Consider the following 16,006-nt stretch of genomic DNA (forward strand, 5'->3'; position numbering starts at 1 on the left):
CTTTGTTGCCAAGGTGAACAGGAATATTGTTAAGGGCATATCTTAAGACTAAGCCAAAAATCGAAAAATATAATATTGCTATTTAAATAATTGATTTTACGTAATTGTTTATTTGGATCATATTTCGTACTAAATAAATTATTTTAACCCGATCCAGAGGAATAAAAATATGATTAGCAAAAAGCATAAATTATTGTATCTATTATCTATCGCTTCACTAACTGCTTGCGGTGGCGGTGGCGGTGGCGGTTCATCGGTGACACCTGATACACCAACAATAGCCGCCAATGCCAAGCTTATGACAGATGTATCTCATCCATACATGAGTGATAAAGAAGCAATACTTGAGATGTCTCTTGAAGTAAAAGGTATCAATCAAATGCTGCTGCAAGCTGCTGATAATAAGACTCAGTTAGAAATATATTCAAGAGAATTTGTGAGTATCAGCCAATCAAGCCATGCAATAGATTTTGAGGAAATAAGCTCTGATCAAGCATGTTTAACAAAAAAACGGCTATTACCGACAGAGAGCTGTGTCGATCAGTGGAAAGTAAGCACTGTTAATCAAGAAGATCAATATCAAGGCAAGGTTATCTATAGTACAAATCTTGGTAGTATTCAAGCGCCGATTCAGATTGTTTTCAAATCACCAACTGATCCGGTTTTTCAAAGAGATCGTTTTACGATTAGTTCAATGACGCCAATTGCCGTGGGTGAAACCACAAGAATCAGTTTAAGCAATAGCACTCAACATGCGATTAACCATCCAGTCATTGAGTTTCCTAAAGAGCTTAAGCCATTTATCACTGACGTTTCAACGGTGACAGAGATTAAAAGCGGTCAATCAGCCATTATGAGTTTTAAGGTCGTTGATAGTAAAGAAGCACAACAGGCACTAAAATCATGGCAAGATGATCTTAATGCGAATAAAGATGATGTACGCCTAAAGTACTCAAGTGCGCGTTTTTCCACACAGATCTATCCATTACAACCAACAATTTATTTGAGTGATTTAGTTATTCAAAAACCAAATGCTCAAAATTTCCGTGAAATAGACGGCAAGATGGCGATGGATATTTCAATACTTAATGTCAGTCAAGATAGTATGACAAAGCTAACAACGGATATTATCAAAGGCAGTGAATATATTACAGTAGATCACTCAAAATGCCATTTGCCATTACAAAAAAATAATAGCTGTATTGTCACCATTATTGTTGATCCAGCTATTTCAAATGCCTATGCTGCCGATCAAATTTTTGACATAAGCTTTAAGGTGAATGAGCAAAGTAATCGAGAACCAAGTTCAATAAGCTTTTCGTTAGATATGAATGCTAACGTTGCTATTGGTCTTCAAAGTACGTTAACTGCACAGCATGAGAATCAAATATATTTACAAAATAATAGCTTAATTGAATGGATTCCATCGCATGATATACAAGACTATAAAATAATTGATGAAGCGATGAATGATATCACTTCAGAGTTTATAATAGACAGTGGAATTAAGTCACCCGATTGCTTAACTGTAAATAGCGTAGCTAAAAATACAGGATGCTATATCACTGTTCTGCCAAGTACTGATCAAACAGGGAAACAACTTAAATTACATTTGGATCATTCAAATGTGCAAAGTGCAGCCCTCTTGTTACCAGATTATAGCGCTAATGGGATGAGTGGTAATAATGCGTTAACGCCTTCAACCGTAGTTAAAGGGCGTGATTTATCCATCTACTTTACGATAGCACCACCATCAGCAAAAACATTTAAGGGTTTTGAACTCGTTGGCATAGCATCTGCCATACAAGATACGAGCTATCCAAACAGCTGTAAACAAGGCGATGTGGTTAGTAGTGATAACTCTTGTCAACTCAAAATCGATATTGCTGGAGAGGATATTGATGGTGAGAGTTTTAAGCCGCAATTAGTCGTGCTCTGGCAGGATGGTACACAATCAACTGTTGAGCTGAATATTGATATTGTTGATCCTACTCAATCAGGCGAGGATGTCAGTGGATTGTCTGATATTAAACTTTTACAGTCACAAACGAATTATGTTGATATCAATCAAAATGGCATACAGATCTTTATTAAGAATACAACGGGTAAAGTATTATCTGCTTTAAACATACAAATGCTAACGCAATGGCTAAATGATTTAGCTGATTTAAGCCAGTTGCAGATGATAACACTTACTCCAGATCAAGAGACTATTGTCAATATTCCGCTTAAAACAGATAAATCAGCGAATGATCTAAGTGCTGCGTTAAGAGCGCATCTTGATGAGATTACACATAATGATCATCAAGATGAAACGGGTGGTCAGGTAATACGTTTTACAAGCAGCAATGCATTAGATGACTATTTTCCAAAGATTAAAGTGGATACCATTCCCTACTTTGATACTGAAGGCTTTAATGATGAAAAGAATAAGCAAACGCTCGCTTATACGATGGTGTTTGGTCAGCCTAATCAACAGTATATCGAGGTCAAAAATCCAACCGATTACCGTTATGACATAAGCTTCACAGATAGCTTACCTAGTGGTATTACACGCGTGATGTCAGGTACAGTAAATGGTTTAACAAATTGCAGTGAGTTCCCCGTCTTGCTTACAGGTGAGAAATGTGCTGTAGCATTCATGGCAGCACCAGATGCCAATGTTGCTGCAGGAGATCATTTTGATTTGATCATGACACCCGCTGAAGGTGATGTGACAAGCACAACAACACTACAAATGAATTTTAAAGTGAATTATGTGTATGATATTGCTTACCAAACAGAAGGTGGAGCAATTGCAATACCATTATCCGGTAATAAACTATATAACTTAAAATTAGTTAATAATGAACAAGGCATACAATGGGTTCCATCAACTAATACTGCAGATTATATGCTCAGTCATGATCAAGGCGTGACAGGTCTTAGCATCACTACGCCAACCAACATGCCAAGTTGTATGGATGGAGCTGCTGTTGCGACAGATGCTTATTGTTACATTGGGTTAGATGTCAATGATAGCGCTTTAACACAGTCAAATTATCAATTAAGCCTTAAAATGGGCGAAAGTAATCTGGCACTTGATGTGCTAGATGTAGGACAAGTATCGCTTGTTGAGTATGGCAGGGCAAGTGTTCAGCTAGCACAGAATGGTCATAGCATTGGTAGTGTCATTCGTTCAGGAGAAATCGTTGATATCGTAATTACACCACCTGAGAACTGGCATGTTGCTGTAGATGATGATCAGTCATTTAGTGTGAGTGCAAATCATCCATCCATTAGCTTTCCTCAAGGTAATATCTGTACGCTTTCACAGACTACACCAAGTACTGAATGTAAAGTTTCTGTTCAAATTGACCAAGCGTTGGAGAGTGGTAATTATCACTTGACGATAACACCTGAGGCGCAAACGATGCTACTGCTTAATCTGTCGCAATTAGATTTAGGTGTTTCCTCAGTAAAATATACGTTAATTTCTAGTTTTAATAGTCACGTCTGCGCGCTAGATGATAAAGACAATGCTTATTGCTGGGGGCGTAATTTCAATGGTCAATTGGGTATCGGAGAGAATTATGAGTATTCTTTAGAGCCACAACCGGTTACTTTGGGAGAAGCACCAGCAGGAAATAAGTGGCAGAATATTGCTGCTGGATTTTATCATACCTGTGCACTTAACCAGTTAGGAGACGTGTATTGTTGGGGGGCTAATTATAAAGGAGAGCTTGGAAATGGGAGCTTCCAAGAAAGTAATGTGCCTCGTGCCCTTGCGCAAGGAGATATTCCGGTGGGTGTGAAACTGACAGACATTAAATCAGGTGCTTCATTTTCTTGTGCCATAGGAACAGATAAGAATGTCTATTGTTGGGGTGATAATCAAAATGGTGTGTTAGGTGCTGGAAGTACAGACTCAAATAGCAACGTGCCTGTCAAAGTTGATGTACGCAATATACCGTTAAGTGCTGAGATTGAATCCATTTCGCTTGGTAATAATCATGCTTGTTTATTAACAGATACAAAAGAAGTGTTTTGTTGGGGCAGTAATTACAGTGGGCAACTGGGGACTCAATTGCCAGTAAATACATCAAATACGCCAGTTAAAGTAGATCTAGCAGGTGTAATCTTTAAAAATATATATACTGGGCATTATCATACCTGTGGTTTGAGTGATCAGAATAAAGCCTATTGCTGGGGTAATAATGATAACGGGCAGTTGGGCACTGGTGTTCTGCCATCTTTAGGAGAGTCAATACCTAAACAATTAGAAAGCGGGTCAATGCCTGAAGGTGAATATATAGAATCAATGACATTGGGCAATGCTCATAGCTGCGCTGTTGCAAGTGATCATAAAGTTTACTGCTGGGGATTAAATCGTGATGGTCTTCTTGGCAACGGGGTTGAAGTGGGTAGTTATGAAAATAAACCCATTGCGATTGTGCAAGGAGATATTCCAGAGGGGGGACTTATTAGCTCAATGGCTGCGGGAAGTTCACATACATGTATTCTGAGTAAGGGCTATAACTATTGTTGGGGTCGAAATACAAACGGTCAGCTTGGTAATGGTACGCTTAACAATAGTCTCACCCCTGTCGTTGGAAAATTGCCGACAGTAAACCTCACGAATTAAATCAACTTTTAAATTTTACTAAAAAGCTTTCGTAAGGAATATTATTATGCTCAACTTTATATGGCACTTGATAAATACTTTGTCTCTCATGCACTCATTAATGGTCTGTCACAAGTATTCTCAGATTAGCATTTATCAATAATTCAAATAAAACTATTAGGAAATCTAATTTTACTCAATCTTCATTGTGGTTCATATTTTGATCTGCAAAAACATTACTATTATCTCATTACCCAATCACATTAGGAGAAACTATGAAATTTAATCTAAAGCATACATCATTATTGTTTTCATTAGCACTTATTGGCTGCGGTGGCGGTGGCAGCGGTGGTGAGATGCCAATCCCAGCACCAGTAAAGTCGCAGTTAAAAGCTAAAGAAGCAATTAAAGCACCAGTTGTTATTCAATCGGGTAAAACAACGGTTTTATCCTATACCGTGACGAATCCTGTTGTAGAGCAGGTAAAGATTGGTGCGATTGGTAAAAGAAGCAATAATGCTGCTGTAGAAATTCAGAGTTTTAATGTGCTAGTAACGGATGGTGTTGAATTAAGGTATGATTTGAGCTTACCACAAAATACCTGCTTTGATGAAACAGGCAAAGGTAAAATATTACCAGCAGGTGATCAATGTGATATTGCTTTTTTAGCCAAACTTAATGAAGCGGTTGGTCAAGAAACAGATAAGCACTTAACTTTAGCCGTAAGAACATCAGATAATGCAGAAGATTTAGTGATTAATAAATCACTTAAGTTTGTCTCTCAAAATGATACACGCTTAATCGATCTATCGGATTCAATCACAACAAGTCGTTATCTTAAGCCAGGTTCAGTGGTTAATGTTGATGTACGAAATAACTCATCAGCAACCATTAACGCCCTAAATATGCAATTGCCAAAGTGGTTAAGTGACATTGCTTTAAATGTTTCAACTGCTCAAGTAGATGAATTGCATGCGGGTGAAAATTTTAGTTTTAGTTTCAGTTTAGCAGTGGATCAAAAAACCATAGATGCACTTAAGCTGCATCAAGATGATACAGTCGATATTATGATTGAGGCAGCAAATGCTAAAGATACGCATGCACTTGATTTAGAAGTTTCGATTTCGATTGTCGATAGTAATGATATTGTATTTCAAAAACCTGAGATACAAACAGTCACTTATACTAATAACACTGATGCGAATTTAAAGATTGACTCGGTCACACTTAAAAATATTACAGCTGACAGTGTTGTTATCGAAGATAATACTTGTCAAGAGACACTAGCAGCGCATGCATCTTGTCGGACGATGTTAAAAGCAGGTGAGCATGCTAAGCTAGACGATTACACAAAACCTGCTCAAATTATTTTTAACTATACAACAGAGAGTGGTGATCAGTTAAGTTCTCAAAATAATATCGATATCGACCCAGTGAGTTTGTCTATAGAAAATGATGTTCATGCTAAGCAGGGCGAGACTTTTGAGATTAATGTTACCAATGATGGTCCATTTACTGCAGATCTGCCTGCGATGTCATATTTCAACATTATGCAAGAAAATAAGAATATATCTGGTTTAACGCTTGACCCAATGTCGAATTGTTTCAATACTGCGCTTGCAGTAGGTGAATCATGTCAGGTCAAAATACATGCCTCTGAAGAGGTCACAGCAGATGGCTATGTATTGCATATCGATCAAGCAAATAACATGATTTCAGACGTTAATCAGTCATTTTATATAAACGCTGCCGATGCCAGTATTGTTGTCGAGATCAATGATGGTTCACCTCAATCAAATATGGGATCAATCAAACTCACTAATAATGGTGAAGTTAGCATTAAAGATATTCAGCTAGATCGTAATTTATTGCCTGAGAATGTGGTGTTTTATAATGGAAGTAATGGTACTTCAAGCTACAGCACAACATGGTGTACTGCTGAGCTTTGCCCAAATTACTGCGAGGTAAATGATGAGGCATTTAATCTTGCAATAGGGGCGTCTTGTCAAATGTATTTATATAGTCCAAATGACGTGAACACTACTCAAGCACAGCTAACGATCAATGCACTGGGTCAAGACTATCGATTCAACTTAGAAAAAAATACTGTTTTATATGTAGATATGCCAAAGGTTAATGCCACTTCTTATGAACTTTACCATCTAGTAGATCATATGAGTGCTCATCGTGATGAGATTGCTAAGTATTTACATACACCAGGTACTATTGAACAGCTTTATTGGCTTGATAATGATCCAAATCATAATACCCTTGCTGTCGTCGTTATTGATAAGTCGCAACAAGATAGAAGAACGATTGAGTTATTAAAAAACATCAGTGGTGTTTGGGTTAATCTTGGCTTTCCTAGTAACCGTTATATGTACATTGGCGCTAGAGTAATATTTAATACAGCTGGTGAAATTCAAATCTTTGTTGGAGATAATGATTTAGAAAAATTCATCAAAATAGTAGGAGAGCCAACAAAGTCAGGTTATACATGGCATGAGGATCTAATAAAAGAGGCTAAGATACAACCCTCTGATGATGTGAAATTTTTAATGGATCAACATAGCAATAGTTACACAATTCATTCTGAAATTAATGAGTTTATAAAAATTAAACCTAGTACTGATGAGGTAGAGTTATATGTATCAAATGGTATGCTAAAGCATAGTCTGTCTTTTGCGCAAGATGATTATATGGCAGTGATTGATGCACAAAAAGATGGTTCGCATAGCATTAACTTCTTTAACTACCAAAGTAGACCAGTTGAAAGAAATGATAACAAAATTATTAATCATCCGGATGCTTCGTATTTATTGCCAAGTCATTACAAAGAAATTTACTCAGTACATGCAATTCCAGAATTAATGTCTTTTTATGCGCTTGTTGATGCAGGACACAGCAAAAAAGAAATTGCTCAGTGTGATATTGATTATACGCATGGACATTTTGGTGATGATTTACATTGTCGTGAACTCAGTGAAATTCCAGCTGCAGCGGCCAGCGCAAAAACGCTGAAGCTAATTGACGGCAAGTTGCTTTTAATTGGTGAAGAAGTTAAAAAACAAGCGCTGCATTCAAATAAGTTATCCATTTTTGAATATGTTGACAAACAATGGACTGAGTTAAGCTATGAATCAGCTAATTTTAGCGAGGGCTATCAGATATCAGAGTTGGGGCTTCAATATTATTATCCGATCGTGCAACAAGACTAGAACATTCATTATCAAATCCTTAAATAATTCCATTAGTAGAATTGATTTTACCAAGTCCGTCATTTAGATCATATTTCACCTTACAAAAGAATGCTATTTAGCTTAAATTTTTTGAGATCCACAATTGGAGGATACCATGTCAACATTTAATTATAAAAGTTTATACCTTATCTCATTAGCAACAGTTTTAAGTGCCTGCGGGGGCGGTGGTGGCGGTGGCGGATCGTCAGATCCGACACCAACACCTGATCCAGTGGTTGGTGTGCAACCAAAACTTGCTATAGCCAGCAGTATGTCAGAAAGCTATATGAGTGATAGTCATGCCATGCTTGAGATGCAATTTATGGTTGAGGATGTTAATGATTTGCAAGTTAAAGCAGCAAATCAAAGCACACATTTAAAGATTCTAAGTAAAGAAGTCGTCAAAACCAGCTTAGATGATAGTGGTGTTGCGATAACAGCCGTAGATAATAGCAGTTGTGTGATCAATAAAGAAATGGCAATGGGTGAGTCATGTACTGATACATGGCAGGCATCAACGACTAAAGATGTTGATCAGTTTGAGGGTAAGATTATCTACAATACCAATGTGGGAAAAGCAGAATCACAGATTAAATTAACATTTAAATCACCCGATGATCCTGAGTTTAATTTGGATAAATTTCATATTACGGATATCTCACCTATCGGTACGGGGATGAAAAGTCATGTGACGATTAGTAATGCAACAGCGCGCTCAATTAACAATCCTGAGATTCTCTTGCCAGCTGTTATTCAAAGCTATGTGAAAAATATGGCAGCACCGACTGAGATAAAAAGTGGTCAAAGTGCCAAAATAAGCTTTGACATAGAGGACTCACAAGCAGCGCTTGATGCCTTGAAACAATGGCAAAGTGATATGAGTGTTCATAAAGCGGGCTCAAGTATTGAGTATCGAAGTGCGCGTTTTCCAGTACAAGCTTATCAGTTGCAGCCTGTTATTCATTTAGGTTCTTTATCTTTGGCAGTTAATGCGTTAAGCAAGTTTAGTGAGATGAATGGTAAATTTGAGGCGACTGTTTCAGCATTAAATGTCAGTGGTCAGGATATTGCAAGCATTGATACAACCATATCACCAGAGGATAATGCGATTACAGTGGATACAAGTAGTTGTAGTTTTCCACTATCTGCAAATAATAGCTGTTTACTGAAAGTTATCATTGATCCTGACATTGCTAAAAGTGAGCTAACACAACAGCATTTTAATATTACGCTTAGCTCACCTGATGTTATTTATCGTGATAACACGACTTTAGCGATTCATATTGATAGCAAAACTGAAGTGGCATTATCAGTAGAAAGCACCTTGCTTGCTAATTATAACAATCAACTTGCTTTATCAAATACGGGTTTTATCAACTGGATTGCCTCAAAAAATATTGAGGATTATCGAATTGTTGATGAAGCAGGTAATGATGTGACATCACGATTTGAGTTAAGTGGTGGTATCAAAGAGTCATCATGTTTGACTGTAACTTCTCTAGCTAAGGGGCAAAGTTGTTATTTAGGTGTCAAGCCATTGGCAGATGAAACAGGCAATAGCTTATTTTTAAAGTTATTAAATACCAACGCGAATCAAACGCGCAATATCACATTGCCCAGTTATAACAGTAGTGGTGTCTATCCAAGCCTGGGTTTAAATCCTAATACAGTCGTTAAAAATAAAGATTTATCGCTTTATTTTACGATCGCGCCACCGATTAGTAAGACTTTTGTTGGTTTTGAACTGGTTGGTGTCAGTAAGGTCACGCAAGATCTAACTTATCCTGATAGTTGTATCAGCGGCACCTTAGCAAGTGCTAATAGCCCTTGCCAGTTAAAGCTTGATATCTCAGGTGATGAAGTAAATACGCCATATTTTAATCCAGAGCTTATTATCCATTGGCAGGATAGTACGCAGACAACTGCTGATATTGATATCAAGGTGGTTGATCCTACTCAGCCAGGTGAGGATGTTAGTGGTTTAGCCGATCTCTATCAGCTAGATGCGACGTTTAATTATGTTGATGTCAATGTAGATAATATTGTGATTTACATTAAAAACACAACGGGGAAAGTCTTATCTAATTTACAGGTCGAGATTTTGCCAAGTTGGTTTAATGAATTAATAGATGTCTCATCATTTACACCAATGACACTGGTTGATCATCAAAATGCGACAATTACATTACCATTAAAGCCGGGTAAAACGGCAAATGATTTATTAGCTGTGTTAGAGAGTAATATGACTGATTTAGCGAATAATGCTCAAGTTGATGCTAATGGTGGCAAAGTTGTGCGTTTTACCGCAAGTAACTCAGTCAATAACTATCGACCAAAAGTGATCGTTGACACTTTTCCGCATATTGTGACGCCATCTAACGAAACAGTCAGACAAAGCTTAAGTCAGGTCATGGTATTTGGTAAACCAAGTACCCAGCATATTGTTATCAATAATCCAACCAGTGATCAATACAATATAAGCTTTGATCAATCATTGCCAGGAGAGACGATCGTACGTGTAGCTACTGGCGGTGTGAATGGTCTTGCGAACTGTAGTGAGTTTACTACCTTATTTGCGGGCGAGAGTTGTGCGCTCATGGTAGAAGCCAAGCTTGACGCCTATAACGTACCGGGTAATTACCTAGATGTTATGATGACACCGGTAAACTCATCAATCACAAGACAGACAAAGCTCCATATTAAGCCACAAATTGATTATGTTTATTTTGTAAGCTATGAACCAAGCGAACAAGCAATGGAAATTCCCTATGTGGGCAATAAACAGTATGATTTGCAGTTATATAATGATGAAATACATATTCACTGGTTACCATCAACAGACGTATCAGACTATGTGATCGCACATACAGAGGGCGCTGCGGGTTTAACAATAACCACTCCCGAGAAAACACCAAGCTGTCTTGATGGTGCTCCGGTTGCAACCAATGAATATTGCTATATTGGTTTAGCCGTTAACGACACGGCGATAGCAAAGGATGATTATGATTTAATTTTAAAAATGGGACAGAGTAATCTGGCAGTAGATAATATCAAGATCGATTATGTGGCGATTGTTGATCATGGTCTAGCAAGCGTCAGTGTCGAGAGAAATGCCCAAGCAATTAGTAAAGTAACGCCAAACAGTAGTGTGGAAGTAGTCATTAGACCTCCACAAGGTTGGCAGGACCAGGTGATGGTTGATCAAAGCTATACCGTCACAGCAAATAATAGTGGTATTACTTTTCCTAAGGGCAATCAGTGTACCTTATTAAGATCTCAGCCAGAAGCAGCATGTAGGGTTGAAGTACAGATTGCAGGTGATATAGCGGTTGGCGAATATGAAATAATGGTTGCCCCAAATCCAACGACAAGTTTACCCTTGCCTGAGACTATTGTGACTAAAGCTTTGCGTGTGGCAGAATTTTTAAGTTTTCAGCAAATTTCGAGTGGAGCAAGCGGTTCATGTGGTATGTCTCTTACAGGAGACGGGTATTGTTGGGGAGAGAATGCAGGCAATGGTTTTAGTGCTGAGGAAAATGGATTAAAGCCTAGCATGGTGAAACTGCCTAACAATATAAGAATTTCTTCTATTTACTCAGGAAATACCCCAGGAAGTGATCATAATTGCGCATTAGGGAGTGATAATAATATATATTGCTGGGGGAGCAATTCTGATGGGCAGTTAGGTAATGGCACTACAATAGACCAAAGATTACCAACCTTGGTAAAAATGCCTAGGTTTGGGATGGGGTTTTCCTCAATTGGTCTTGGAGTAAATAAGAGCTCTGCTATAGCTACAGATTCTACATTATACTACTGGGGATATGATTATAATGATTATTTAGTTCCAGTAACAATGAAGGTACCTAGTGGTGTAAAATTCATTTCTATTGCTGCTAACAAGCCAAATAATATTTGCGCATTGAGTGATAAAAATGATCTTTATTGTTGGAACACCTTCATTAGCGCATTACCTATGCTTTTAAAAATGCCTAATAGTATAGGTGTCCATTCTTTTGATCTTGGATTCGAACATGGCTGTGTAATAGCTCATGATAATAATGCGTACTGTTGGGGAAAGAATAAATATGGTGAATTAGGTGATGGAACTACCATAGATAAGTCAATGCCAACTCAGGTAAAATCACCTGAAGGTGTTAAATTTACTTCCATATCTGCTGGAATAAGCTTCACTTGTGCATTGGGTGATGATAGCAATACATATTGCTGGGGGTCGAATCTCGATGGTCAATTAGGTGACGGAAGTACTATAGATTATAAAACACAACCAAGTATGGTGAGGTTGCCTGATGGTGTTGTATTCGTTAAATTGGCGGTAGGATCTCGGCATAGTTGTGCAATTGCTAGTAATGATCAAGTCTACTGTTGGGGTGCAAACTATAGAGGGCAATTAGGCGATGGCACAACCAATAATTCATCAATCCCTGTCGCCGTTAAAATGCCGAGTCAGTAAATGCGCAGTGCACTTTTTGGAAGGTGAAATACTATAGATGTATTCGCGTATCTTAGATATGTGGCACTACCACAACTCTGCTGTAGATCACAATTCTTGTATTAGGATAGTTTATCGTTTAGTAATGAAAATATTTAATTGTTTATCGTTTCGCTGTTAATTTAATGATTGCCATCTATACTCTGTATAGTCATTGATATGAAGGATGATATAAGATGGACAATGAAGATGTGCGGATTTTGTACTTGCTGCTTGAGGGAGCCAAGGTGACTGAGGTTGGCGAGAAAATTAATCTATCACAACCTGCGGTAACCGCACGAATCAATAAACTTAGGAAGTACTTTGATGATCCGTTATTAGTGAGAGATGGCAAGGAGATGGTGCTAACAGCCAAAGCGCTTTCGCTTACTAATGCAATAACTCGTTTACATGAAAACATTGAAAGTCTTTATCCTATCGAGCATTTTGATGCTAAAAACACACCGACAATCATTAATTTATATTTATCAGATGGGCATTGCCACTTTTGTTTTGAAGAATATATTAATGCCATTTATGCAATCAATGACCGGCATGAGGTACGGATCACAGTATTTCCTTTAGAGCAAGGAATTGAAGGGAGATATAATTTTCAAAATGCCGATATTATTATTGGTACGCTTTACCCGATCAAAGGTTACACACAAGAGATAATAGCTTGGGATCAATATCAATTGATCCATCAAATGGATGTGTTAAAAACTGATAAGAAGATTACAATGCAGCAATATTTGAAGTTGGCACATGTGGTTTTTGCCAAGGATGATGAAAGTAATATCTTCTTGGAATATCTATCAACACCTGATCCGCGAAATATTAAATTGCGTACGAACAGTATTGATGTTGCCTCTGAGAGTATTGCAAAAGGCAGATGTGTTGCAACTATGGGCTCTTCTTTTGCTAGAGAACGTGGTTTTTTTTATTCACCTTTACCATTTACAACACCACAGTTGCCCATTGCCTTTTCGTATCCAAACTTTTTGCAAATTGATGCTAAAAATCGTTGGATACGTAACCTATGTGCCAGAGTCATTCGTGCTAAAGCACAATTGCTTAAACTAAGACTGGAGGCATAATCTGCATGGATGTCAAAGACTATAATATTTTGCAAACCTTAATTACTGAGCGCAGTATCAGTAGAACTGCTAAGCTTATGAATATGTCGCAACCAACAGTTACTTTACGTTTAAATAAGATGCGTAATGAACTTAAAGATCAGATTTTAGTGCGCAATGGTCATAATATGGAAGTTACTGCAAAAGCACATGCAATATTATCAACCCTGCAGCAGATAAATCAGGAATTTTCAGCTATTTTGCCCAATTTAGAGCAATTTGATCCTTATAAAACACCATGTCAATTCACCATACATATGAGTGAATTTGGACATGCTATGATTGCAGATCGACTAATTAATGAAATTCAAAGTTATAACAGTGAGCATGTGATTTCATTGCATGTATTTCAAACTGTATACAATCATGAGTATTTACATCGATTTGACAAAGCAGATATTATCATTGGATTTTATGAGAATATACCTAACTTTAATACAAAAGTTATTGCAGAGGATGACATTGTGCTTGCTTATGACCGTTACCCGCTAACCAGTCAGTCTATTGATTATGAAACTTATATAAAACTACCACATGTTGTTCATAGCCTTAATAGTGAAAATAATTTATTTATTCAAACGTATCTGGGCAATCCAGACCCAAGAAATATTAAATTAAGGTGTGCAATGATAGATCGGATTATTCCTTTGTTACAAGATCGATATGTTGCTAATCTATTAGCAAAATATGCTTTGTTTAAAGGGTTGAAGATAATCCCTTTACCCTTTAAAACAGAGAAGGCTTCAGTGACTTTATCTTATCCAAGGCGACTAAAACATAACATCCAGAGTGCCTGGTTAAGAAAGTTATGTGAGCGTGTATGTTTAGAGTGCATTAATGAGGTGTAGTATTTTTGTCTGGATTAATAAAATAGATTTTGTTCTTAGCCTTTTTATTGTCAATTTCAAGCAAATGGATGCAATGTTTTATTGGCATGATATAATCGCTGGCAGTTTTTAACGTGGTGATGAGTACTTCCTGTATGCAAGATATACATAAGCATAGACTGTTGATTTTAGATTTTGGTTCGCAATATACGCAGCTGATTGCGCGTCGTGTGCGTGAAATTGGTGTGTATTGTGAGATTTACCCTTATGATGTTGATGTCAGTTTTATTAAAGATTTTGCTGCCAGTGGCATTATCCTTTCAGGCGGACCTGAGTCAGTCAATGAATCAGCACATGTCAGAGCGCCTCAATGTGTATTTGAGTTAAATGTGCCTATATTAGGTATTTGCTATGGTATGCAGACCATGGCGCATCAGTTTGGTGGTGAGGTTGCCTCATCGGATAAGCGCGAATTTGGTTATGCCAAGATTGAAGTAAGCAAAGCAAACCCTTTATACGAATCCGTACCACAAACTCAAGATGTATGGATGAGTCATGGTGATAAAGTGGTTGTTTTGGGTGATGACTTTGAGGTCATTGCATCTTCTGAAAACGCGCCGATTGCGGCGATGGCACATAAAACAAAGCCATATTACGGTGTACAATATCATCCAGAGGTGACACATTCTGCTTATGGCAAAGAGTTACTTGAGAACTTTGCGTTTAAGATCTGTGGTTGTGAAGCATTGTGGAATCCTGCGAGCATTATTGAAGATGCCGTACAAAAAATCAAAGCACAAGTTGGGTCTGATGAGGTGGTTTTAGGCTTATCTGGTGGTGTTGATTCATCTGTCGTTGCAGCCTTACTGCATAAAGCCATTGGTGAACAATTAACCTGTGTATTTGTCGATACGGGGTTATTGCGCTTGCACGAAGGTGATCAGGTCATGCAAACATTTGCTGAGAATATGCATGTCAATGTTGTGCGTGTGAATGCTGAAGAAAGGTTCCTCGCTAAGCTTGAGGGCGTTAATGATCCTGAGAAAAAGCGTAAAATTATTGGCAATCTGTTTGTTGATATTTTTGATGAAGAATCAGCCAAACTTAAAAATGCTAAATGGTTAGCGCAAGGCACGATTTATCCTGATGTTATCGAATCAGCAGGTAGCAGTACTGGTAAAGCACATGTCATTAAGTCACATCACAATGTTGGTGGATTGCCTGAAGATATGAAGCTTGGACTGGTTGAGCCGTTAAGAGAGCTTTTCAAAGATGAAGTACGTAAAGTGGGCGTTGAATTAGGCTTGCCATATCGCATGGTTTATCGTCATCCCTTCCCAGGACCGGGTCTTGGGGTGCGTATCTTGGGTGAGGTTAAAAAAGATTATGCTGATATCTTGCGTCAAGCCGATGCGATATATATGCAAGAGTTAGAGAAAAGTGGTTATTACGATAAAGTCAGTCAGGCGTTTGCTGTATTCTTACCAGTAAAATCAGTTGGTGTCATGGGTGATCAACGTAAATATGATTATGTGGTTGCCTTAAGAGCGGTTGAAACGATTGATTTTATGACGGCACGTTGGGCGCATTTGCCTTATGAGTTAATCGGACAGATTTCCAATCGTATTGTAAATGAAGTTAAAGGTATCTCTCGTGTGGTTTATGACGTGACTGGGAAGCCACCAGGTACGATTGAATGGGAGTAACTC

6 protein-coding genes are annotated in these 16,006 nt (G+C 37.9%); all 6 read left to right on the forward strand.

The features are described 5' to 3' along the window. Positions 1-169 precede the first annotated feature (169 nt). The 6 genes from ACZ5V8_RS04365 (at position 170) to guaA (ending at position 16,003) form a co-directional block, all read left to right on the forward strand. A complete protein-coding gene (locus ACZ5V8_RS04365; protein ID WP_464218503.1) occupies positions 170-4,624 on the forward strand; it encodes an RCC1 domain-containing protein in 4,455 nt (1,484 codons plus the stop codon). Between the two features lie 254 nt (positions 4,625-4,878). Further along, positions 4,879-7,821, forward strand: coding sequence for a COG1470 family protein (locus ACZ5V8_RS04370; protein WP_464218504.1), 2,943 nt, complete (start codon positions 4,879-4,881; stop codon positions 7,819-7,821). A 136-nt stretch (positions 7,822-7,957) separates the two neighbouring features. Then, complete coding sequence (locus tag ACZ5V8_RS04375) at positions 7,958-12,316, forward strand: RCC1 domain-containing protein (RefSeq protein WP_464218505.1); 4,359 nt, start codon at positions 7,958-7,960, stop codon at positions 12,314-12,316. Between the two features lie 215 nt (positions 12,317-12,531). Further along, the gene (locus ACZ5V8_RS04380; RefSeq protein ID WP_464218506.1) at positions 12,532-13,431 is read left to right on the forward strand and encodes a LysR family transcriptional regulator; all 900 of its coding nucleotides are present in this window, start codon (positions 12,532-12,534) and stop codon (positions 13,429-13,431) included. A gap of 5 nt (positions 13,432-13,436) precedes the next feature. Then, a complete protein-coding gene (locus tag ACZ5V8_RS04385) occupies positions 13,437-14,318 on the forward strand; it encodes a LysR family transcriptional regulator (RefSeq protein WP_464218507.1) in 882 nt (293 codons plus the stop codon). A gap of 134 nt (positions 14,319-14,452) precedes the next feature. Beyond that, on the forward strand, positions 14,453-16,003 hold the full coding sequence (guaA, locus tag ACZ5V8_RS04390; protein WP_440615583.1) for a glutamine-hydrolyzing GMP synthase: 1,551 nt from the start codon (positions 14,453-14,455) through the stop codon (positions 16,001-16,003). Positions 16,004-16,006 lie beyond the last annotated feature (3 nt).

The sequence above is a fragment of the Cysteiniphilum sp. GTC20157 genome (assembly GCF_055396795.1).

Excerpts from the sequence above, each read along its gene's own strand:
- guaA (WP_440615583.1), top strand. The coding sequence starts at position 14,453 with ATGCAAGATATACATAAGCATAGACTGTTGATTTTAGATTTTGGTTCG.
- ACZ5V8_RS04375 (WP_464218505.1), top strand. The coding sequence starts at position 7,958 with ATGTCAACATTTAATTATAAAAGTTTATACCTTATCTCATTAGCAACA.
- ACZ5V8_RS04385 (WP_464218507.1), top strand. The coding sequence starts at position 13,437 with ATGGATGTCAAAGACTATAATATTTTGCAAACCTTAATTACTGAGCGC.
- ACZ5V8_RS04370 (WP_464218504.1), top strand. The coding sequence starts at position 4,879 with ATGAAATTTAATCTAAAGCATACATCATTATTGTTTTCATTAGCACTT.
- ACZ5V8_RS04380 (WP_464218506.1), top strand. The coding sequence starts at position 12,532 with ATGGACAATGAAGATGTGCGGATTTTGTACTTGCTGCTTGAGGGAGCC.
- ACZ5V8_RS04365 (WP_464218503.1), top strand. The coding sequence starts at position 170 with ATGATTAGCAAAAAGCATAAATTATTGTATCTATTATCTATCGCTTCA.